Origin of the sequence: uncultured Methanobrevibacter sp. (genome assembly GCF_902764455.1) — an archaeon.
In the GTDB taxonomy this organism is placed as follows: Archaea; Methanobacteriota; Methanobacteria; order Methanobacteriales; family Methanobacteriaceae; genus Methanocatella.
In genome coordinates this window covers 33717-54588 of record NZ_CACWVY010000010.1, presented here as the reverse complement: position 1 = coordinate 54588, position 20872 = coordinate 33717, and the positions used below count along the sequence as shown (strand labels likewise).

20 protein-coding genes, 1 tRNA gene and 1 pseudogene are annotated in these 20872 nt (G+C 33.7%); 8 read left to right on the top strand and 14 right to left on the bottom strand.

Going from position 1 to position 20872, the window contains the following annotated elements; all coding sequences use genetic code 11:
- Positions 1-29: 29 nt before the first annotated feature.
- Together uppP and ilvE are read right to left on the bottom strand one after the other, a co-directional pair.
- Entirely contained in the window at positions 30-863 is an 834-nt protein-coding gene (gene uppP / locus QZU75_RS03655; protein ID WP_296881596.1) for an undecaprenyl-diphosphatase UppP, read from the bottom strand.
- 12 nt (positions 864-875) lie between these two features.
- The gene (gene ilvE / locus QZU75_RS03650) at positions 876-1799 is read right to left on the bottom strand and encodes a branched-chain-amino-acid transaminase (RefSeq protein WP_296881595.1); all 924 of its coding nucleotides are present in this window, start codon (positions 1797-1799) and stop codon (positions 876-878) included.
- Positions 1800-1920: 121 nt separating this feature from the next.
- Here ilvE and QZU75_RS03645 point away from each other — a divergent pair.
- The 3 genes and pseudogenes from QZU75_RS03645 to QZU75_RS03635 all read left to right on the top strand — a co-directional run bounded on the left by QZU75_RS03645 (position 1921) and on the right by QZU75_RS03635 (position 6491).
- A tRNA-Val gene (locus QZU75_RS03645) sits at positions 1921-1992 on the top strand.
- A 235-nt stretch (positions 1993-2227) separates the two neighbouring features.
- Positions 2228-2976: pseudogene (locus QZU75_RS03640) on the top strand (F420-dependent methylenetetrahydromethanopterin dehydrogenase).
- A 176-nt stretch (positions 2977-3152) separates the two neighbouring features.
- Positions 3153-6491 (top strand): collagen binding domain-containing protein, encoded by a 3339-nt coding sequence (locus tag QZU75_RS03635; protein ID WP_296881594.1) that lies wholly within the window; start codon positions 3153-3155, stop codon positions 6489-6491.
- 14 nt (positions 6492-6505) lie between these two features.
- Here QZU75_RS03635 and hisB read toward each other — a convergent pair whose 3' ends face one another.
- The 6 genes from hisB to QZU75_RS03605 all read right to left on the bottom strand — a co-directional run bounded on the left by hisB (position 6506) and on the right by QZU75_RS03605 (position 10562).
- Positions 6506-7084, bottom strand: coding sequence for an imidazoleglycerol-phosphate dehydratase HisB (hisB, locus tag QZU75_RS03630; protein ID WP_296881593.1), 579 nt, complete (start codon positions 7082-7084; stop codon positions 6506-6508).
- Positions 7085-7123: 39 nt separating this feature from the next.
- The gene (locus QZU75_RS03625) at positions 7124-7324 is read right to left on the bottom strand and encodes a 4Fe-4S binding protein (RefSeq protein WP_296881592.1); all 201 of its coding nucleotides are present in this window, start codon (positions 7322-7324) and stop codon (positions 7124-7126) included.
- A gap of 10 nt (positions 7325-7334) precedes the next feature.
- Complete coding sequence (locus QZU75_RS03620) at positions 7335-8027, bottom strand: TOBE domain-containing protein (RefSeq protein ID WP_296881591.1); 693 nt, start codon at positions 8025-8027, stop codon at positions 7335-7337.
- 63 nt (positions 8028-8090) lie between these two features.
- A complete protein-coding gene (locus QZU75_RS03615; RefSeq protein WP_296881590.1) occupies positions 8091-9653 on the bottom strand; it encodes a flippase in 1563 nt (520 codons plus the stop codon).
- 49 nt (positions 9654-9702) lie between these two features.
- Positions 9703-10287 carry a flavodoxin family protein gene (locus QZU75_RS03610; protein ID WP_296881589.1) on the bottom strand — a complete coding sequence of 195 codons (585 nt, stop codon included), beginning with the start codon at positions 10285-10287 and terminating at the stop codon, positions 9703-9705.
- Positions 10288-10343: 56 nt separating this feature from the next.
- On the bottom strand, positions 10344-10562 hold the full coding sequence (locus tag QZU75_RS03605; protein WP_296881588.1) for a hypothetical protein: 219 nt from the start codon (positions 10560-10562) through the stop codon (positions 10344-10346).
- 195 nt (positions 10563-10757) lie between these two features.
- Here QZU75_RS03605 and QZU75_RS03600 point away from each other — a divergent pair, with 195 nt between their 5' ends.
- On the top strand, positions 10758-11612 hold the full coding sequence (locus tag QZU75_RS03600) for a phosphoserine phosphatase (protein ID WP_296881587.1): 855 nt from the start codon (positions 10758-10760) through the stop codon (positions 11610-11612).
- Here QZU75_RS03600 and QZU75_RS03595 read toward each other — a convergent pair.
- The 3 genes from QZU75_RS03595 to QZU75_RS03585 all read right to left on the bottom strand — a co-directional run bounded on the left by QZU75_RS03595 (position 11609) and on the right by QZU75_RS03585 (position 15086).
- Positions 11609-11899, bottom strand: a complete 291-nt coding sequence (locus QZU75_RS03595) for a zinc ribbon domain-containing protein (protein WP_296881586.1) — start codon at positions 11897-11899, stop codon at positions 11609-11611. The genes QZU75_RS03600 and QZU75_RS03595 overlap by 4 nt on opposite strands.
- Positions 11900-11954: 55 nt before the next feature.
- Positions 11955-13196, bottom strand: a complete 1242-nt coding sequence (locus QZU75_RS03590; RefSeq protein ID WP_296881652.1) for a bifunctional 5,6,7,8-tetrahydromethanopterin hydro-lyase/3-hexulose-6-phosphate synthase — start codon at positions 13194-13196, stop codon at positions 11955-11957.
- A 66-nt stretch (positions 13197-13262) separates the two neighbouring features.
- The gene (locus QZU75_RS03585) at positions 13263-15086 is read right to left on the bottom strand and encodes a threonine--tRNA ligase (RefSeq protein ID WP_296881585.1); all 1824 of its coding nucleotides are present in this window, start codon (positions 15084-15086) and stop codon (positions 13263-13265) included.
- Between the two features lie 100 nt (positions 15087-15186).
- Here QZU75_RS03585 and cfbB point away from each other — a divergent pair, with 100 nt between their 5' ends.
- Positions 15187-16542, top strand: coding sequence for a Ni-sirohydrochlorin a,c-diamide synthase (gene cfbB / locus QZU75_RS03580; RefSeq protein ID WP_296881584.1), 1356 nt, complete (start codon positions 15187-15189; stop codon positions 16540-16542).
- A gap of 1 nt (position 16543) precedes the next feature.
- Positions 16544-17605, top strand: coding sequence for an oligosaccharide repeat unit polymerase family protein (locus QZU75_RS03575; protein WP_296881583.1), 1062 nt, complete (start codon positions 16544-16546; stop codon positions 17603-17605).
- Here the strand turns inward: QZU75_RS03575 and QZU75_RS03570 are convergent.
- On the bottom strand, positions 17591-18490 hold the full coding sequence (locus QZU75_RS03570; protein WP_296881582.1) for a restriction endonuclease: 900 nt from the start codon (positions 18488-18490) through the stop codon (positions 17591-17593). The two genes, QZU75_RS03575 and QZU75_RS03570, sit on opposite strands and share 15 nt — an antisense overlap.
- A 131-nt stretch (positions 18491-18621) precedes the next feature.
- On the opposite strand from QZU75_RS03570, the gene surE reads away from it, so the two are divergent.
- Complete coding sequence (gene surE, locus QZU75_RS03565; RefSeq protein WP_296881581.1) at positions 18622-19398, top strand: 5'/3'-nucleotidase SurE; 777 nt, start codon at positions 18622-18624, stop codon at positions 19396-19398.
- Positions 19399-19403: 5 nt separating this feature from the next.
- Here surE and QZU75_RS03560 read toward each other — a convergent pair whose 3' ends face one another.
- Positions 19404-19547, bottom strand: a complete 144-nt coding sequence (locus tag QZU75_RS03560) for a hypothetical protein (RefSeq protein WP_296881580.1) — start codon at positions 19545-19547, stop codon at positions 19404-19406.
- A gap of 78 nt (positions 19548-19625) precedes the next feature.
- Between QZU75_RS03560 and QZU75_RS03555 the strand changes: the two genes are divergently transcribed.
- Positions 19626-19835 carry an LSM domain-containing protein gene (locus QZU75_RS03555; RefSeq protein ID WP_296881579.1) on the top strand — a complete coding sequence of 70 codons (210 nt, stop codon included), beginning with the start codon at positions 19626-19628 and terminating at the stop codon, positions 19833-19835.
- Positions 19836-19839: 4 nt separating this feature from the next.
- Here the strand turns inward: QZU75_RS03555 and QZU75_RS03550 are convergent, their stop codons facing one another.
- Positions 19840-20844 (bottom strand): methanogenesis marker 12 protein, encoded by a 1005-nt coding sequence (locus QZU75_RS03550; RefSeq protein WP_296881578.1) that lies wholly within the window; start codon positions 20842-20844, stop codon positions 19840-19842.
- Positions 20845-20872: the final 28 nt, after the last annotated feature.

The following is a 20872-nucleotide window of genomic DNA, read 5'->3' as shown; positions in this document are numbered from 1 at the left end:
GATTTTATTTTTTTTTGAATTAAACGCATCTAAAATATATGTGCTATTGAACCCATGAATACAACTATGCCCACTACCCAGCAGTAGTATGCAAAAATATCCAGGCTTCTGTTTCTAATTAAATCCAACATCCACTTAATAGCCATATATCCAGCAATAATTGATGCTATGAATCCTAAAATTATAGGCAAAAAGTTTGCATCCATTGCTGAACCGATATCCTTAGCCTGTAAGAGGAAAGCTCCCAAAATAGCAGGAATAGACAATATAAAACTGAATTTTGCAGCAAATTCCTTATCAAGACCTGCAACAAGACCTGCAGCAATTGTAGTACCTGAACGTGAAAGACCAGGTAAAATTGCACATGCCTGACCTAATCCCATCAATAAAGCTTGTCTTTTGGAGATATTATCCATATTAATATTTCCACTGGCCATTCTTTGAGACAGATAAAGTATTGTACCTGTTACAAACAGGAAAAATGCTGGAACGTATAAAGCACCTGAAAACAAAGCATCTACAGAATCTTCAAATAATACTCCGACAATACCAACAGGAATTGTAGCTAAAATTACATACCAGGCAAGTCTTTTATAAGGATCTTTGTAAAAACCTTCCTGAAATCTACCCTGAATAAGGTCTTCAATGCTTAAAATCCAAGATTTGATCATTTTTATAATGTCATACCTAAAGAACCACATTACTGCAATCAAAGTTCCCAAATGAAGAAAAGTATCGAAAGCAAGAGAACTTTCAACACCTAAAATATTTTGGATAAAAACCAAATGAGCTGAACTACTGACCGGTAAAAATTCAGTTAATCCCTGAACAATACCAATAATTATTGCTTGAATTATATCCATGAATCACACCGCTTAGATATAACTTAACCAACCGAATTTATCTTCAATTTTAGCTTCTACAATGTCAAAGAATGTTTTTTGTAATTTTTCAGCTACTGGTCCTCTTCTTCCAATACCAATTTGTCTGTGGTCAATTGAACGAATTGGAGTTACTTCAGCTGCAGTTCCAGTGAAGAATACTTCATCGGCAGAGTATAATCTTTCTCTGGAAATTACTTCTTCAACAACTTCATAACCTAAATCACGGGCAACAGTCATGATTGAGTCTCTTGTAATACCTTTGAGGTTGGATGAGGACATTGATGGAGTGAATAATTTTCCGTTTTCTACAAGGAAAATGTTTTCTCCGCTACCTTCTGAAACATGACCTTCGTAATCAAGCATGATAGCTTCATCATATCCGTGTTCAATAGCTTCAAGTTTTGCTAATTGGGAGTTCATGTAATTAGCACCACATTTAGCAAGTGCAGGGAAAGTGTCTGGTGCAGGTTTTCTCCATGATGAAACACCAATATCTACACCGTTTGCCATTCCTTCTTCTCCTAAATATGATCCCCATTCCCAAGCAGCGATTGCTACATTAACAGGACATCCTAACGGGTTTACTCCTAATTCTCCGTATCCTCTAAATACAATTGGACGTATGTAACATGCCCCTAAATCATTGACACGAAGAGTTTCTAAAATTGCCTCTTCAATTTCTTCTTGTGTGAAAGGAATATCGATTTTATAAATTTTTGCAGAATCAAATAAACGTTGTACATGTTCTTTTAAACGGAATACTGCAACACCATTTTCATTTTCATATGCACGAATACCCTCAAAAACGCTAGTACCATAATGTACAACGTGAGAAAGTACTGAAATGTTTGCATCTTTCCATTCGACAAATTCTCCGTCCATCCAAACTTTTGTTTCTTTATCGTCCCATGCCATTTTATCACTTCATTTTATTTAATATTTGTTAATATGTTCAAACTAATATATTAATTTTAATAGTAAAAATTTGGTAAAATAGAAAGATATATATAATAGTAAAATCATAATAATGATTGTTGGTTCCGTGGTCTAGTGGTATGATACCTCCCTTACAAGGAGGGGATCACGAGTTCGAGTCTCGTCGGAACCACTGATTTTTCTATTTTTAAAAAATTTTTTAAGCATTATTAATTTTAGGATAATATTCCTATTTGTGATTGAACCTGATTTTTTTAAATTTACAACACTCTTTTAAGCAAATAATAAGTTAAAAATTGTTCGAATATAATAAAACAAAAATAACAATTAGTCGCTGAAATTTTTAAATAATAAAATTTAAATAGTTTCTACATTAAAGTTTTAATTACAAATAAGGAGACTAAAATATGGTAGTTAAAATTGCTATTATTAAAAGTGGTAATATCGGTACTTCACCGGTTATTGACTTATTGTTAGACGAAAGAGCAGACAGACCAAACATCGATGTAAGAACCTTTGGATCTGGAGCAAAAATGAACCCAGAACAAGTAGAAGACGTTGTTCCTAAAATAGACGCTTTCGAACCTGATTTCGCAATTTTCATTAGCCCAAACCCAGGAGCTCCTGGACCTGCTAAAGCAAGAGAAATGTTATCTGAAAAAGATGTTCCTGCTATTATCATTGGTGACGCACCTGGTAAAGGTAAAAAAGATGAAATGGATGAACAAGGCTTAGGTTACATCATCGTTATGTCCGACCCAATGATTGGTGCAAAAAGAGAATGGTTAGACCCAACTGAAATGGCTATCTTCAACTCCGACATCTTAAAAGTATTAGCTGAAACCGGAGCATTAAGATTAGTCCAAAAAACCATTGACGATGTAATTGCACAAGCTGAAGCTGGTGAAATTGAATTACCTAAACTCATAGTTACTGCTGAAAAAGCTGCAGAAGCTGGTGGATTCGCTAACCCATACGCAAAAGCAAAAGCTATTGCTGCATACGAAATGGCTGGATCCGTTGCTAACTTAGACATGCTAAATTAGCACAAGAAGCAAGAGAAATCGAAAAAGCAAATGATACTGTTTTAAGAACCCCTCACATGAAAGAAGGAAACCCAGGTTGTAAAACAGATTTAATTTCAAAACCAGAATAAGTAGCATCCTTTGCTACTTTTATTTTTTTATTTTTTAAAACCGACCATCCAAAAAGAGACCATTCCATCAACTGATTTTTAATAATATTGCACCCACTGTGAATTTAAGACTTAGAATACTTTAATAAATATTAACTTAAATAAATAGTATCAATCTTAAATATTGGGGTGTTATTTTGAAAATTAATAAAATTTTAATGCTTTGCATTCTGCTAATAATGATGATTAGCGCTGTAAATGCAGCTGACAATGCAGTTAAAAATAACACTGAAATCATTGGCGATTCTTCTTATGAATTGGCCAGTACCTCCCATAATGGAGATGATTTTTATATAACTTCACCTGAAAACTATACAAGAGATGAAAACGCATTGAATCCAAACAGCATTGAAAATTATGAGGAAAACCCTTATGACAACAAATACTATCTTTTCCGTGGTGACTGCTGGATTACAAACAACAATTTTGAATCAAGTGCATCTGTCACTAGCGAAACACCCCGTGATTTGATCGTTACCGGAACTTTCCGTACCGAAAACGACATTGTCGGATTATACTGGAATTCAAAAGACCCCATACAGCATCCCTATATCAGCTACGGAAATCGAAGCAATTATACTGACGTGACACTGGAATTTGATTATGAGATGAGCAGATGTATGGATTTTTCAAACAACAGAATAAACATTATTATTGCGGCCAATACCGGTGAAACATATTTCCTCAAAATGAACCGTTTTATTGAAAACCGTCATGTCATCATCGATTTCAATAATTTAACATTGCTGCCTGGAAATTCATATCTGGACAGGACCGGACAAAGCGTGATTGTTGATAAAGAAACAAAACTGGATGTAAGTAACCTGAAATATATCATGCTTTCATTGCTACCTGAAAATTTTGTTGAAAACAACTCCCAATATAGAATTACTGAAAATGAAAATTTTACCTGTAAAATATTTAACATAACTGTCGTCAATGGAGAAATCCATAACGAACAATTGCCATTGCCTTCTCATCAGTACAGACTTTGTGAAGGATATGACGACATTTATAATCTTAATCCGATGAGAATTAGCAAAGAAATGAGAAAATTAGGCTATGTTGAGTGGGTTGACCTATACGTTGGCGCCTCATATTTCTATGAAAAAAGCGGCATTGCCGGAGATGTGATTACCGATATGGGTTTCAACCACAACAGAACTGAAAAAATGGTTTTGAATAAAAATGTACCATTAAACGCTGCATTTAGAGCCTGGTTGGATTGTTATTCACGTGAACTTAAAAAGAATGGTGTTGAAAACCTCATCATTAGTCTTTCCATGGAGAATTTACAATGCCCTCAAAGCTGGAGGCAAATGGATATCAGCGGCAATTTTGCCATGACCGGATGGAGCCCGTCAACATTCATATACAGCCCATGCCATGAGGATGTAATTCCATATATGCAGCACGTGAGTGAATGCTGTCTGGACATTATTGTAAGTAATGGATTTAAACCTATTCTGCAGATGGGTGAAGCCTGGTGGTGGTGGAATGAAAATCAATGGCCAAACCAGCCCCCATGCTTCTATGACAATTCAACAAAAGCAAAATACCTGGCTGAACACGGCACTGCCATACCTGAATATGATAATGCATGGAACCGTGAATATGACAAAGCAGTCATGCACTGGCTGAATCAGCAGCTGGTACAATACAGTGATGCCCTTCGTGAAGTCGTCAAGGGGGACAGGTACAGTAACGGGTCATATATGGCACTCTTCTTCCCGCCAAGTGTTACTGATAGCGATAGAGTTCCTCCAATGATAAGAGATGTAAATTACCTTGTTGATGCATATTCACCTTCCAAACTTGACATTCTTGAAATTGAGGATTACGATTGGGTCATATATGAAAATCCGCATCACAAAGAAGCATATGCAATTGGTCAGGAGTTGGGATTCAGTGAAGACAGACTGCATTACTTCGGAGGATTTGTCCAAAATCCTAAAGATGCAGACAAATACTGGAAACTAATAAATAAATCAATGGACGATGCACTAGAAAATAAATTCAAAGAGGTTTTTGTCTGGGCAGGACTGCAGGTTCGCAGAGACAATAAAATTATCGGCCATGATGAGGATGAAATATTAAGTAGTTTAACACCACCAGCTGTAACTTCACCGGATTATGTGAGCGTTGATGAAAAATTCACAATTTCAATACAGGTAAATAACTGGGTCAAAGGTATTTTCAATGTATATGACTATAACAATGATGAAAAAGGAATATTATTGGCTTCAGATACAATAACAAATGGAAAATCATCAGTTCGCCTTTCAAGCAAAATCACAGGTTTAAATAAATTTTATTTGGATTTCGACACTTCCGGCGGAGAATATCACCTGATTGAAGGAGTTTATGTAATTGAAAACTCACAAAATATAACCGCCGACGTTCCAACTGAAGTTGAAACAGGGTCTAATGTAAATATTACCTTCAAAGCTCCTAACAGTCAATTTAACTCCTTATCCATTTCAATAGATGAAAACCTGCCTGATTACTATAAAATAGAAAACGGTGAATTCACAGCAGCGATTTCAGACCTCCCAACAGGTTATCATGAAATTTCACTGAAATACAATGAGGGGAAACTGGAAGGAGAGGCATATTCCAATACATTTACAGTTAATGTAGGTTCAAAAACAGTCATTGAAACAACTAACATGACTACCACTTATAATTCAAATGAAAAATTAGTCGTCACTTTAAAAGACATAAAAGGTAATGCAGTAAAAGGAAAGGAGATTAAAATTGAATTGAACGGAACAAATCATACTCTAACTACCGATGCTGACGGAAAAGCCACATTAACAATTGACTTGATTCCAGGCAATTATACTGCAGAAATACTATTTTACGGAGATGAGGGTTATTTATCTTCATCCAAAAATGTCGGAATTATCATTAATCAGATGGACTCACAAATAATAGCTCCCAGCATTAGCACCACATATAACGTAGCCAAAAATCTTGCCGTTACACTTAAAGACGTTAAAGGTAATGTTTTAGCAGAACAAAACGTTATTGTTAGGTTAAACAGTGAAATCTACAATAAAACTACAGATGCAAACGGACAGGTTAAACTATCTATAAATCTGCCTGCCAAACAATATTCTGTAAAAATAACATTTGCAGGAAGCAACATCTATAAATCATCAGCAAAAACCACCAAAGTAACAGTTAAAAAGGCAACTCCAAAGCTTACTGCATCTTCCAAAACATTTAAGGCTAAATCAAAAACCAAAAAGGTAACTGTGACATTCAAGAGCAACAAAAACAAAGTCATTAAAAACAGCATTATCAAATTGACAGTAAACAAAAAGACATACAAAGCCCGAACCAATTCAAAAGGAATTGCCGCTTTTAATGTTAAGTTAACCAAAAAAGGAAAATACAGTGCAGTTTTCAAATATGCTGGAAATTCAAACTACAACACAATAAGTAAAAAAATTAGAATAACAATAAAATAAAAAAGAGTATTGGACTATAATACTCCTTTTGTAGATGGAATCTGGTCATGTTCCACTTTAACTGCTTCTTTTAAAGACTTTGCAAATGCTTTAAAGATAGCTTCAGCTTTGTGATGATCATTTACACCTTCAACAGTACCGTAAATATTAATTTTAGCACTTGATGCAAATGACTCAAAAAAGTGAATTACTATACCTGAGGTCATATCACCAATTTTTTCATTTTTGAATTTGAGATTCATATTGCAATAGCTGCGTCCGCTTATATCAATAGCAACAGTAGCTACGGATTCATCCATAGGAACAATAGCATGTGCCATTCTTTTGATTCCTTTCTTATCTCCGATAGCTTCACTGAAAGCCTGACCCAACAATATTCCAACGTCTTCGATAGTGTGGTGGTCATCGATTTCAATATCTCCGGTAGCCTGAACATCCAAATCAATCATGCTATGTTTTGAAAATGACTCCAGCATGTGATTAAAAAAGTTCACGCCAGTAGAAATATTATATTTACCGCTGCCGTCCAAATTCATTTTAATGTTAATGTCAGTTTCTGAAGTTTTTCTTGAAACATTCGAAATTCTAGTCATAATATAACCTATCTTTAAATTGATTTTACCTTCAAGCATTTACCCTTCTTGACCAGGACGTATAATTTTAATACAGTTTGTAGGGCATTCCATTGCACATAGAGTACAAACATGACAATATCTTAAGTCCAATATATGTGCAACGTTAGTAACTTTCCAAATTTTAGCAGCTTTTGGACAAATCTCTTCACACTTACCACAAGCAATACATTTATCTTCATCAACTAAAATTTGCAACATAAAATCACCCTTATAATTTTAAAGTAGCTACTGACATAGCTTTAAATCCAATAAAAACCTCTTTTCCAATATTTAAATTCAATTCTTTTTCAGCAGAAACTGTAATATCACAGCATAGCTCCACACCGCCGACATCGACTTTAACACGAATAATCTCGCCCTTAAGTCTCATTTCAACGATTTGACCTTTGAGAATATTACGGATGCTTGAAGTTTGAGGTTCCAACATTAAAAATATATTATCATAGCTAATCAAAGCTAATATTTTATCTCCAATTTCATAATTCCTATTTAATGGAGCATTAATTTGGAATTCTTCCATTTTAATAGTCATTACACCTTTCGTATCATCAATGTCAACAATAACTGCTTCAATTTCATTGACATCCTTGTGGAGTTCCATAATTGCATTAATCTTTTTACATTCTTTTAATATTGAATATCCTTCTTCAGTAAGGGTAGTGCCTCCACCCCCGCCTTTTCCACCTTTTGTGGTACTAACAATTTTAACATTAAGTGTTGACTCGATTTTTTCAATGTAATTCAATGCAGTCCTGTATGAAACATTTACATATTTTGCCGCATCTGTTAAAGAACCTGTATCCAAAATGGATTCCAACAGTTGATATTTTTTACTATCAAGTAAAAAGGAATTCCCGTCTACATTGATTTTATACTCAACACCTGCACTAACATCAGCCATTATATAATCCCCCAATTATATATAATGAAAGTTTTATTTTTTATAATTTAAATAACTTTTTAATTATTTATTTCTAAATTCAATTTTTTCAACAAAGCTTAATAATTTATTTACAAATTTGGATAGAGGTCCTAATTTAGAAGAATAGCCTCTTAAAGTTTCGATATCTTCTTTTGTGAAAAATCTAACAAGAATCAATGCAAAGAAATAAACAATCATACATATTATTATTCCAGGGAATAGCAATATTGTATTTTTAGGAATCAAAAGTCCAACAATTCCCATGATTGCAGTAGCAGACAATATTTTAACAACAGATTTTGTCGGCGGCTTTGTTTTAGTGAGTTTAAATACAAAGTAAATGCATGGAATCATCATCAGGAAGCATGCAATAGTTGTTGCGGCCGCACCTCCTGCAATTCCTAAAATTGGAGCGAATATCCAGCAGAGAACAGCAGTAACAATGGAACCGAATATTAAAATATACATAGGAATTCTAGGGTTTCCGATACCTTGAATAATACTGGTTGATATTGCAAATATGGAATAAAATGTCATACCAACAGACAGTATTGCCAAAGCAGGAGCCCCGGCTGCATAAGCGGGAATTTGAAAGTAAAGCAATCTTAAAATCGGTACGGAAAATAAAGCAAGACCTATACACATTGGAACTACAAACAATAATGAAAGCTTATAAGATTCACCGACATATTTTTGAAGTGCAGATATATCCTTAAGTTTAAATGCCTCAGAAGAAGCAGGCAGGATTGTAGTTGCCACAGAAATAGAAATCATCAAAGGCAATCTTGCAATAGGATCGGCCGCTGTGAAAAATCCGATGCTTTCCAATGATAAAAATCTTCCCATAATAAGAGTACAAATATTATAAATAAGCATTTCAGCAATAGCTGTAATGATAACTGGAATAGAGAATTTTACAAGCATTCCAGCCAATTTAAGCTCTTCGCGAAATGGGAATTTAAAATCACCGGTAGGCTTAGGAATATATTTCGGCATATAAAATTTGAATATTACAACTGAAGAAAGCGCTGCAAGGGCATAACCAATAACGGTACCCCATAGAGCTCCAATAACTGAAAATCCAATTAAAACAAATGCGGTTGCAAATAAAATCATTGCCAACTGTTCAATTGCACGAGTATAAACAATATATTCCATCTTGTATACTCCCTGAAATGCACCTCTGAATGCACCCAAAACAACACTGAACGGAGTAATCAAACCAATGATTTGCAGCGGAACTTGAACTTCAGGCTTACCCATGAAATTATTAGCCAAAAGCGGAGCAATAACAAAAATCATTAAGAATCCTAAAACCAAACCCAGGAAAACCATAATCTTTAATGCCGTATAAATAGTCTGCCTGGCCATGTTATGGTCTTCTACAGCCTCATATTCCGCAATATATTTTGATATTGCAGGAGGAAGACCTCCAGAAGCTAAAGTTTGAAAAATTCCCTGAACGGACATAGTGGTTCCTAAAATACCATTGTTAGCCGGCCCTAATAATGTAGCCATTAAAAAACGATACAGATAACCACCAATACGGAAAATTATATTTCCAATGAAAATTATCAAACTGCCCCTTACTAACTTATTTGCCATGATATACCTTTAAAAATTAGTTATTATTAATATAAATTGATTTTAATATTTAAATATATTTATTTAGAAAATTTTTAAATTCATATAAAGTCCTGTTCAAAGACTCCATTCCATAACTGTCTTGTTTAATATCCTCAATGGAATCATTTGACCAGAATGATGCGCCTAAATTAGAACCAAAAGGTCCGCCGCTTACGGGGATAATTCCATGAATCATGAAATATGTTACATTTTTCAGATGGGCGAAATCCTGACCGCCTGTCCTGTCCCCTCCAACTGCAATGCTCATTCCAATTTTTCCGCGAAGCAGATTATAATCAATGGCTTCCAATGCCCTTGTCCTATCCATTATCGCTGATAAATTACTGCTTATGCCTCCACTTTGAACTGGAGTGGCTAAAATAATACCATCAGCTTCCTGAAGATTATTGTAAACTTCAAGCATGTCATCCTCAATGATACATTTCTTATTCTCTAAGCAATAATCGCAATGCATGCATGGTTTAATGCTTTTAGCCTGACAGGTAAACATTTCACACTCAAAACCTTCTTGTTCAAGCTGACTTAAAGCAGTTTTTAAAACATATGCAGTCGTATTATTTCTAGGGCTAGCGCAAATACCAAAAATTTTCATAAGAATACTTTGTAATGCACTTCTTAAATACTTTAAAATAAGTTGAAGATTGAAAGTCAATTTTGTATATATGATCTGTAAAACAAAACACAAACAAATAAAATGCCAAAGATGGCATAAACAAGAGTGTATGTTGGTTCAACTGAAACAGAATCTCCATTTCCGACTGATGAATCAGCGCCAATTTCTTCTGCTGAAACTCCACTTAAAGTCAGCATTAAAACAATGCAAATTACAAGTGAAGCCAATACTTTCCTAATAGTTTTTACCCCCAATCAATAAATGAAAATCTTTAAAATGACATCTGCCAAAATTATGCTGCAGCAGAATCGTCAATTATAACTTTGCATTTTTAACTTAATATATGTAATACATTTGATTTGAAAAATTAAAAAAATAACTGAATAAAATCAGGATATAGGTAACATATATAATTAAAAACAAACATAACATTTAATGAGGATTTAACTATGAAAGTTGGTAAAGGTATTGTAAAAAAATATTCCAGGGAATATAATAGAACATTAAAAAACGGTGAGAGGAAAAAATACACAACAGAACAAATCCAAATCACTGTGCCAAAACATGAAGACATTTACCAAAACAAAGAAGAAGTGTTAATTATTCCTCAAGGAGAAATTGAAAACTTTAAAAGCATAGAGGAAGAAAATAAAGCATTAAAAATAGCAAATTATTTGCATGTTGAGGAAGTGAAAGAATTGGAACAGCAACTTGAAGAAAACATTAATCCCTCCACTTTAGGATTTCAAAATGAAATTGAAAGTTTAAAAGCCGAAATTGATCAAAAAAATGATGATTTGGCTGAAATGGAAAATAAATTTAAATCCTTGCGTCAAGATAATATCAATGACTTGAAACATGAAAATAATTTAATCAGGGACAAACATTCCAAACTGATTATTGAAAATGAAAACCTTAAAACCAAATTCGTTAATATTAAAACCGAAAACGAAAACCTCAAAACCAAATACACCAGCATTAAGGAAGAAAATAAAAACCTCAAAACCAAATGTTCCACTTTAAAAGAAGAACACATCTCAATAAAAGAAAGCTATAATCAAGTTAGTTCAAAATATGATCAGTTAAAACAGGAAAATCTCAATACTAAAACCAGTTATGCTGAAATGTATGAACTTAATGAAGATTTAGAAAAAGATTACGACTCACTTCGTCTGGAATACAATGAACTTGTTGACAAATACAATGCTTTAGAAGAAGAATTATACAATATCAAAAATACCCGCAGTCGTGACGAGTATATAGCCAATAAAGTTAAAGAATTTATGTTAAAAGGAAGAAGTTAAAGATCTTTAAAATCTTTATAATCATCTTGAAACTCAGGATTCCATCTTTTTAATCCAGGGATAAACATTGCTGTAATACCTGTAGCTTGAGTTTCAGGCAATCTTGGATTTTTTTCCATCATTTCCAATGTTTTTCTAACAATCATTTCATTTAGAGTTATATCCGGCTCAGTATATTCACCATTTTGATAGCAGTCAATGCAAAATTCATCATTTAAGCTTCCGTCTTTATTAGTACCGTAATCTTCTTTTACAATTGGTCTGCCGCATGAATTACAAAATCCCATAATAAAAACTCCTTTTTAAAAAAAAATAGTTGTAAATTAGAATAAATCTAATTTACTAGTCTTCTTTTACTTGAATGTTTTCATCTTCATCCATAGCAAGTCTCATGTTGTCTGGATCTGGATCGAAATGTTCTAAGAAGTCTTGTGCAGCTCTTCTTACATCTCTAGAACCAATGATGTACCTACCTGCAATGATAATGTTTGCACCTTTGTTGATAGCTTCTTCAACATTTGTAGGTTTAATACCACCAGCAACAGCAATAAGACCTTTATCTCCGAGTATTTCTTTAATATCTTTAATGTTACCCCATTCAGTCATGTCACCAGTGTCTTCACCATGTTCAGCTTTATATGATTCCATGTCCACATTTCTGTGTAATAAAACAATATCTGGTTTTAAATCATCTGGAAGTAAAGCTAATTTATCTGCAAAGCCTTTAACATTCATCATATCAAGGATGGAATAAATACCTTGTTTTTGAGTTTCATGAATAGCTTTTGCAATTGATTCAATAGTACCTAAACCAGAAATAGCTACAGCATCTGCAGTTTCATCAGCGGCCATTTTAACTTCTACACGACCTACGTCTAAAGTTTTTAAATCAGCAATGATGAATGCATCCGGACGTAAAGCTCTGATTTTTCCGATAATTCCAACACCGAATTTTTTAACAAGAGGAGTTCCTGCTTCGAGAAGAATTCTGTCATTGTCAGGTAATTCAGCAATGATTCTTTCCATTGCAGATTCATTATCTAAGTCAAGAGCAACTTGTAAGTATGGTGGTGACCAAAGTTTTTTGACTTTGAATCCCATAATAGGGTGAGTTCCACGGTCTTTTTCTGCAAGTACTTTATCAATAGATGGGTATCCGTCCATTGCTCTTCTAATAGCTAATTTAGTTGCTCCATAGTTGTATTGATAAATTTTTCTGAAATCTTTAGCAGATGGATCAATGAATACACTTACATTAATAACAATATCTTCTACAATATCTTTAGGAATGTATCCATCTTCGACTGCATCAGCTACTGCTCTTGCAACGGCAGTTTGTGCAGGTCCAAATATTTTACTAGCATCATCTAAATCACCAACAGTTACTTTAGGAATAATTAAAGTAGCCGGTTTGGTCATTAAGTTAGGTCTGATTACACTTGTTAATGGAGTGTGGCCTACAGAAAGATTAGATAAACCATTAGCAAAAGCTTGACCAACAGGGCCAAATTTATCGCCTATTAATAAATCGATGTGTGCTAATTCAGGGCCGTCTCCAATAAGAGCTTCTCCTATTTTATACATTGGGTCCATTAAATTTCCTCCGTTATAATATAACATTTTATAATATATTTTTATTGATAAATATAATTATTGGAAGTTAATCCTTTTTGAAATATCCTTAGGCAAAGGTAATTTTCTGAAAGGTTTTCCTTCACATTTTTCATTAATTTCAGCTATTAATTCATCAGCAGTCATGTCAACTTTTTCACCGGTTTCACGTACGGTTACTTGGAATTTACCGGATTCCATTTCTTTGTCACCGACAACGAAAATGTAAGGAATCCATTCTTTAGCAGCATTTCTGATTTTTTTACCGATACTTTCATCCCTGTCATCAACATCTACACGAATATTTGCTGCATTGATTTTCTGGTACAATTCTTCTGCAAATTCTTCGTGAGCTTCGCTAACAGTTAAAATTCTAGCTTGAATAGGACTTAACCATGTAGGCAACATTGGTGCTTTCTCATTGATTTCAATAGCTGTTTTTTCAAGCATTGCGCATAAAACTCTTTCAATACTGCCTGTCGGTGAAGTGTGCAGGATTGTAGGATTGTGCTGTTTGCCGTCTTCACCTAAATAGGTAATGTCAAATCTTTTACCACTTTCAACATCGATTTGTACAGTCGGGTTTTCAATCGGACGACCTAAAGCGTCAATGTTTGCCAAATCGATTTTACATACCCAGTAATGGTGTCTTTCAGGCAATATTTCTAAAAGAATAGGTTTATTGAATTTACGTGCAATTTCATACATCCATTCTTCATTTTCATCAAAGAAGTCCTGAGTTGCTCTGAAAATTACTTCAAAGTCTAAATTCAAATCCACACCGGTTTGCATACACATATCAGTTTGAGCGGAAAACTCATCCAAGGATGACGGTACATCACAACAGAATGAGTGGCAATCAGGCATGGTAAATGCTCTTAACCTTTTAAGACCGACTACTTCACCTTTTTTCTCATAACGGAAACTGTATCTGGTTAATTCAAAGATTTTGGCAGGGAAATTTTTCCATGTCAAATATGAATCAGACATTAACCTGAATGCACCGAAACAGGCCGCAAATCTAAGCATTAAATTCTTTTTGGTGTCTGTCCTGTACTGTCTTTCACCAAATTTATAAGCATGCTCATAAATTGCTTGATTGTCCAAATCATAGAAAATCGGAGTTTCAACAGGCATTGCTCCACGCTCAACAGTCAAGTCATAAACATAATCGGAAAGTAAATCTCTGATTAATTTTCCTTTTGGATACCATCTGAGATTTCCGGCATCTGAAGCAGGTTCATAATCACAAATTTCCTTTTCTCTCATTAATTTAACGTGTGGAGGTTCGCCTTCATCAGATGCTCCCTGACCCAGTTCATAGTCAACGAGTTGTTTGAAAGCTCTGTTGTCAAAATTAAAGTCTTCAATTTGAGTTATTTTATCTCCTTCAAGAATTTGCCAGGTTGAAGGTTTTCTTTCAACTTTTTCTTCCTCTTCGTCAGCAGTGATTGTTCTTGAAAGTTCACTTAATGGATGACCTTTACAGGAAATTTCAAATGCTTTATACCATCCGAAAGGTACTCTTTTTACAGATAAGTTTTCAGCAAGCAAAGCTTCTTCTGTATCTTTTAAAATTTGAATAGCTATTTTTGGAGAACCTAATGAAGAAGATAAATGTGCATATGGATACAATACAATATTTTCTGCTTTTACTTGTTCATTGGTTTTAATTATTTCGCTTACTAAATTTTTAACAATACCTTCTGGATTATTTTCATCATCTTTTTCAACACTTGTAAATACTACTAAGGAATCATCAAAGGTGCCTTCTTTTTTAGCATCCTCGATTTCTTCGGCTACAGGTGTCTTATTCTTTACATTATAATTTAAATAATCAGAATGGATTAATAAAATTCTCATTATACCACCATATATTATGATTTAAATTTTATTGTTAATATTATATAAAATGATTTAATTATACAAAAATTGTTATATAAAAAGATTCAGATTAATATTTATGAGAATTATTTTAGCAGGTACCGGCAGTGCAGTTGGAAAAACAACAATAGCTACAGGAATAATGAAAGCATTAAGCGAAAAATACAATGTTCAACCTTTTAAAGTTGGACCTGACTATATTGACCCATCGTATCATACATTAGCAACCGGAAACACTTCAAGAAACCTGGATTCCTTTTTTATGAAAGAAGGACAGGTAAGGGATTCATTTCTTAAAGGGATGGAAGGTAAGCAGATAGCCGTTATTGAAGGTGTGCGCGGATTATACGAAGGAATCGATTCCATTAATGATATTGGAAGTACAGCGTCAGTTGCAAAATCATTAAATGCTCCCGTTATTCTAATAATTAACTCAAGAAGTCTTGTCAAAAGTGCTGCAGCACTCGTTTTAGGGTTTAAGGCATTGGATCCCGAAATCAATATTGCCGGCGTTATTCTAAATAAAGTGAAAAACAAAGCACACTATGAAAAAACAAAACGTTCAATTGAAGAAATAACAAAAACAGAAGTTATCGGAGGAATTATAAGAGACGATAACATTTCAATTGAACAAAGGCATTTGGGTCTTGTTCCTGCTGTAGAAAGGGAAAATTCTCTAAAATTTATCGATATCTGGGCGGAGGTCATCAAAAATTCAATCGATTTGGACAGACTGGTTGAAATTGCAAAAAGTGCACCTAAAATTACTTCAGACATTGTTCCAATTTGGAATAAACTAAATAAACAGCCTGTAAAGATTGGTGTGGCTTTTGATGAAGTATTTAATTTTTATTATAAGGAAAATATTGAATCTCTGGAGGCAAACAATGCCAAAGTAGTTTACTTTTCACCATTAAAGGATGAAGGATTGCCAGATGTCGACGGATTATATATCGGCGGAGGATACCCTGAGCTATTTTCAAAACAGTTATCAGAAAATGAAAATATGCTTAAAGATATCAAACACTTCCACCTTGAAAGTAGGCCCATATTTGCCGAATGTGGTGGTTTAATGTATCTTATGAATTCTATCCACGAAGATAAAATGGTAGATGTATATCCTTACAAGGCAGTTTTAACAGATCGTGTACAGGCATTAAAATACACAATAGCTGAAGTTACACAGGACAACATTATTGCAAAAAAAGGTGAAAAATTCAATGGACATGAATTCCATTATTCAAAAGTCCTTGTCGATGATAATAATATAAAACATGACCTTGCATTCAATATACTAAGAGGCAAAGGCTCATATAATCTGCAGGACGGATTTATGGAAAAAAATACACTTGCAAGTTATGTCCACACCCATGTTGCTGCAATGCCTAACTTCGGTGGAAACCTTGCAATTTCTTCACTGGAACTTGGAGGATAACATGAATTTAAAAAAAATTGATTTCTTTCAACCAAATATACTGGTAGTAGCTATCCTTGCTTTTCTCATAATGGGATATATCGGATCATTTAACTACAGATTTGATGATCCGCTTGATTTGGAAGTTATTTTAACAGTCATCTTTGCATGTGCAATCTTTGCAATCGGTGCCGTTATTGTAAAATATAAAATTAAGGTGGAAGATACAAAAGAAACTGATTTTTTATCTGAAAAGCTCCTGGTAATTCTGGTTATAATCGCTTTGGGCCTGCAAACTCTAAATTTAATATTAATGGGCGGAATTCCTCTTTTCAATAGCGTATTGAAATCGAATGCCACTACAAATATCTGGAGAGTTGCCTATCCTCTATTTTTAATAATGATGAACATACTGCTTGCAAAATACTATAACAGAAAATACCTTCTTTTTGTAATTTTGGGAGCACTGATTTTCGGATTAAACGGATACAGAACCTCAGTTCTAGGAATTTTGGCAAGCTCATTTATTACACTATATTATTTGAAAAAAATCTCAAGAAAAGTTGGAATTGCTTTTATTGCAATAATAGTAATTGGAATTATGGCCGTTGGTTATATTGCTTCACAATCAATAGCAAACCAGCACTGGACACTGAATCCATTGGAACTGATATTCTATAGAGCGGCATTTACTTTAGAAGTCTTTGAAAAAATACTGCCGTTAGGCGGAACAACACATGGCCATATATTAAGCATGATTTTTTCATCAGGAAGTCCGAGAACATTTATTGGCCAGTATGTACTTTCATACGATGTTTGTTTAACATCAACATTGTTCGGACCTGTTTATCTTGATTTCGGCATAATCGGCCTTACAGTACAAATGGCATTTATGGGAGTTTTCTTGGGACTGGTCCATAAATTAAAAAAAGGAGTTGGTGCTGGGATTTATTCAATGATTTTAACACACACATTAATTTGGATAGAAACCGGACCAACAGACATTATGATATGGTTTTTGTACCTAATCGGATTAATTTTAATAATAATGAATTTTAATTATATTAAATTAAACAAAAATTAATATAATTAAAATGATTAATGAAATGAAGAATACAAATGATCCTTTTACAATAAAATCACTGTTTCTTACTGTGTATAATGATATACCATAGGATAAGAGTAATGCTACGACCATTTCAATAATTCCGACAAAACCTGCATCTATATGTAAAATATTGCCTAAGAGGTAAGCAATCACATAGGCAGCAACTACAACAAAAATAACCAAAACTATAGGATTATTTAATAATTTTAAGAGAAGAGGTTCTCGATATGAGTTTTGCATTGAATTATAGTTGTATAAATTGGACTGACCAGAAGTCATTCCGCCGGATTTGTTTCTATGCAACAAAGATGAAATTCCTCCCCGGTGACTTGGTTCATCATTCTGTCTGTATAATGAACTTTTATAAACGTTTGGATGTGCTTCTCTTCGCTGCATTAAATATTCAACATCTGATGCATCATATTCATATTCGGGATATTCTTCATCAATATAAGCGGAAGCTCCTCCATCATAAGGAGTATTATCCAAAGTAGTTTGGGAAGTCCTGTCCTGATAACGCTTAGCCATTTCAAGCAAATTATCCCTATCAACCAATTTGATATTTTTCCTTAAAGCATAGTTTTTAGCCTGATTGGAAAAATAGGAAGAAGACACAATAGTTACCTTAGACGCTTTAATACTTTCCTGAACATCTTCCATTTCTTTTAAAACATCAACCCCGATTTCAAAGTCTTTGTCATAATTTTTACATGCAACAACTACTCCAAAGTCCCCTATTGTTGTTGGGAGTATTGCATAAATATCTATGACTTTCTGTGAGGTTTTAAAATTCTTATAAACCTTGAAACCAGAGTCCTCCATTACCTTTGCTACAAAATTAATCAATTGTGGTTTTTCCAAGTTTCCACCCGCATGTGTTTTTTCATAGAATATTATAATATTATATTTTATAATTAAAACTATTATTAAAGTTTTTTATATTTGGTTGAAAACCTAAAATTATTTAAAAATAAACTGCCCTAATTAAATATATGAAAGCATTAATATGTAATGATGATGGAATAACCGCTTCAGGAATATTGGCTGCAAAAAAAGCAGTTGATGATTTGTGTGACACTTATGTAGTCGCTCCTGAAACTCAACAAAGCGGAATAGGCCATGCATTAACATTATATGAACCATTAAGAGTAAATGAGTATACTTTAAAAGATGGCAGTAAAGGCTATGGAGTGAGCGGAACACCGACCGATGCAGTAACCATAGGCCTGTTTGAAATACTTGATGAAAAACCGGATATAATGATTTCCGGAATAAATACCGGATACAATATCGGTCAGGCCGAGCTTACAACATCAGGAACTTTAGGTGCTGCACTTGAAGCGGCAAGTTTTAACATTCCCACAATAGCCATCTCCCTGGAAGTAACAAGAGACGATGTTAAATTTGAAAATGGCGCCGTTGAAATCGATTTTGATTTTGCAGGAAAAATGCTTAATAAAATAGCTAAAATAATATTAAAAAAAGGTTTACCTGACGGAATTGATTTGTTGAATGTGAATATTCCAGCAAACCCTATAAATGAAGAATTTGAAGTTGTTAAACTTGGAAAAAGAATGTATTTACCAGTAATTGATACACGAATGGATCCGCGCGGGAAACCATATTACTGGATTGGCGGTGAACCATATGAATCAGATTCACCAGGTACTGATGGTTATGAATTACGTAAAGCCCAAAAAACTACAGTAACACCACTTAAAATCGATTTAACTGGCGATATGAGTTTATTGAAAGAATGGTTAATTTAAAATGCTTATAAGTTCAAGTCTTTAAGTATTTTTTCCCTTTCTTCTCTAAGCTGATTTAAAATTTTTTCATCAGTACATCCATCTTTTTTTAATTGAGCTATTGTACGAGTAATAGCTTCTAAATTACTTTCTAATTGATTTATTGCCATAATATATATTATTAATCTTAAACTATATAAAGTTGGAACATCAATATTAAATATATAATAATTCAAGGATTTGAAAAAATGAGTTTTGAAAAAGATAATGTAAACAAACTTTTTGCACAATTTAAAAATAAGTATGTTAGTGTCGATTTAAGAGATAATAATCAAAGCGAAGGAAAAGTTATTGCAATTGATAACTATTTAAATATCGTCCTTGAAAATGAAAAAGGTTTAGAAACAATAAAAGGCGGAAATGTAGTATTCGTCAGCTTAAAAGAAGATAAAAAATAGGAATTTAAATTTCCACTTCAATTCCTAAAATCTCTTTTTTACCATTATAAACATCCATCGCTATTTGAGCTGCACCAATAGCTCCAGAATCTTTAGAAATGACCTTCAAGTCATATTTATTTTTGAAATATTTATTGATTTCATTTTCAAAGTTAAACGGTTCTGTTGCACTGCCAATAGAACCTGTTAAAACAATACCTTCTATATCATTTTCACATACAAGATCCAATCCGGCAATTTCCATAGCAACAGTCATTATTAATGTATCAATAGCCAATTTAGCTTTTTCATCACCAGCTTGGTAATTTTTTAAAAGCTGATCTTTCATATTAGCTACTTTACCGTCAATGCCGGCTATTTTTATAGCACCTGCATGTGAAAAGCATTCATTTGCAGAAGCACCGTTTTCATCAATATCTCTAATCATTTCTAAATCAATAGGTCCGTGAACAACACCCATAGCGCCTACACAGGCATCCATTGCTCCCTTAATTTTACCATCCTCAATAAGTATATCCACACTGTTTGAGGAAATGTCAGCTACGATAAAATTTGACCAGCCGGTTTCCAAAATAGCATTATATGATATGCTGACCTTTTCGGGACTTGCCTGATGGGAATAAGCCGCTCTGAATAATTCATTTAAAGAAGTAGAATCTTTATGGAGACCTGGAATCATTATTGAATTTAAATTTAATTCCTGAAGTTCTGAAAATACTGAAGTTCCTCCTCCTGTAACTTTACCGGCGCCGTTAATGGATAAAATTCCTCTGTCCTTAACTTTATCAGTCGGTAAAATCTTATTAATGCCGTCACCCATTGCATAAGTGATTGCCATTAATTTTACAGAATCAAAATCGACACGTTTAGCCAATTCGTCAGTTGCTGAAACCAAACCGTTTTTACTTTCCTCTCTTCCTATCTTGAAAACATCGACAACATCTCCTTCGTCAGACATTATGCAAAAAGAGATTCCGGTAGTTCCATGGTCCATTCCAATAAATACCATTATTATCACAAAAAAAGAAAAAAAGAAA

Coding starts and splice junctions, on each gene's coding strand:
- uppP (WP_296881596.1), bottom strand. CDS start 863: ATGGATATAATTCAAGCAATAATTATTGGTATTGTTCAGGGATTAACT.
- ilvE (WP_296881595.1), bottom strand. CDS start 1,799: ATGGCATGGGACGATAAAGAAACAAAAGTTTGGATGGACGGAGAATTT.
- hisB (WP_296881593.1), bottom strand. CDS start 7,084: ATGACTAGAATTTCGAATGTTTCAAGAAAAACTTCAGAAACTGACATT.
- QZU75_RS03625 (WP_296881592.1), bottom strand. CDS start 7,324: ATGTTGCAAATTTTAGTTGATGAAGATAAATGTATTGCTTGTGGTAAG.
- QZU75_RS03620 (WP_296881591.1), bottom strand. CDS start 8,027: ATGGCTGATGTTAGTGCAGGTGTTGAGTATAAAATCAATGTAGACGGG.
- QZU75_RS03615 (WP_296881590.1), bottom strand. CDS start 9,653: ATGGCAAATAAGTTAGTAAGGGGCAGTTTGATAATTTTCATTGGAAAT.
- QZU75_RS03610 (WP_296881589.1), bottom strand. CDS start 10,287: ATGAAAATTTTTGGTATTTGCGCTAGCCCTAGAAATAATACGACTGCA.
- QZU75_RS03600 (WP_296881587.1), top strand. CDS start 10,758: ATGAAAGTTGGTAAAGGTATTGTAAAAAAATATTCCAGGGAATATAAT.
- QZU75_RS03595 (WP_296881586.1), bottom strand. CDS start 11,899: ATGGGATTTTGTAATTCATGCGGCAGACCAATTGTAAAAGAAGATTAC.
- QZU75_RS03590 (WP_296881652.1), bottom strand. CDS start 13,196: ATGTATAAAATAGGAGAAGCTCTTATTGGAGACGGCCCTGAATTAGCA.
- QZU75_RS03585 (WP_296881585.1), bottom strand. CDS start 15,086: ATGAGAATTTTATTAATCCATTCTGATTATTTAAATTATAATGTAAAG.
- cfbB (WP_296881584.1), top strand. CDS start 15,187: ATGAGAATTATTTTAGCAGGTACCGGCAGTGCAGTTGGAAAAACAACA.
- QZU75_RS03575 (WP_296881583.1), top strand. CDS start 16,544: ATGAATTTAAAAAAAATTGATTTCTTTCAACCAAATATACTGGTAGTA.
- surE (WP_296881581.1), top strand. CDS start 18,622: ATGAAAGCATTAATATGTAATGATGATGGAATAACCGCTTCAGGAATA.
- QZU75_RS03560 (WP_296881580.1), bottom strand. CDS start 19,547: ATGGCAATAAATCAATTAGAAAGTAATTTAGAAGCTATTACTCGTACA.
- QZU75_RS03555 (WP_296881579.1), top strand. CDS start 19,626: ATGAGTTTTGAAAAAGATAATGTAAACAAACTTTTTGCACAATTTAAA.
- QZU75_RS03550 (WP_296881578.1), bottom strand. CDS start 20,844: ATGGTATTTATTGGAATGGACCATGGAACTACCGGAATCTCTTTTTGC.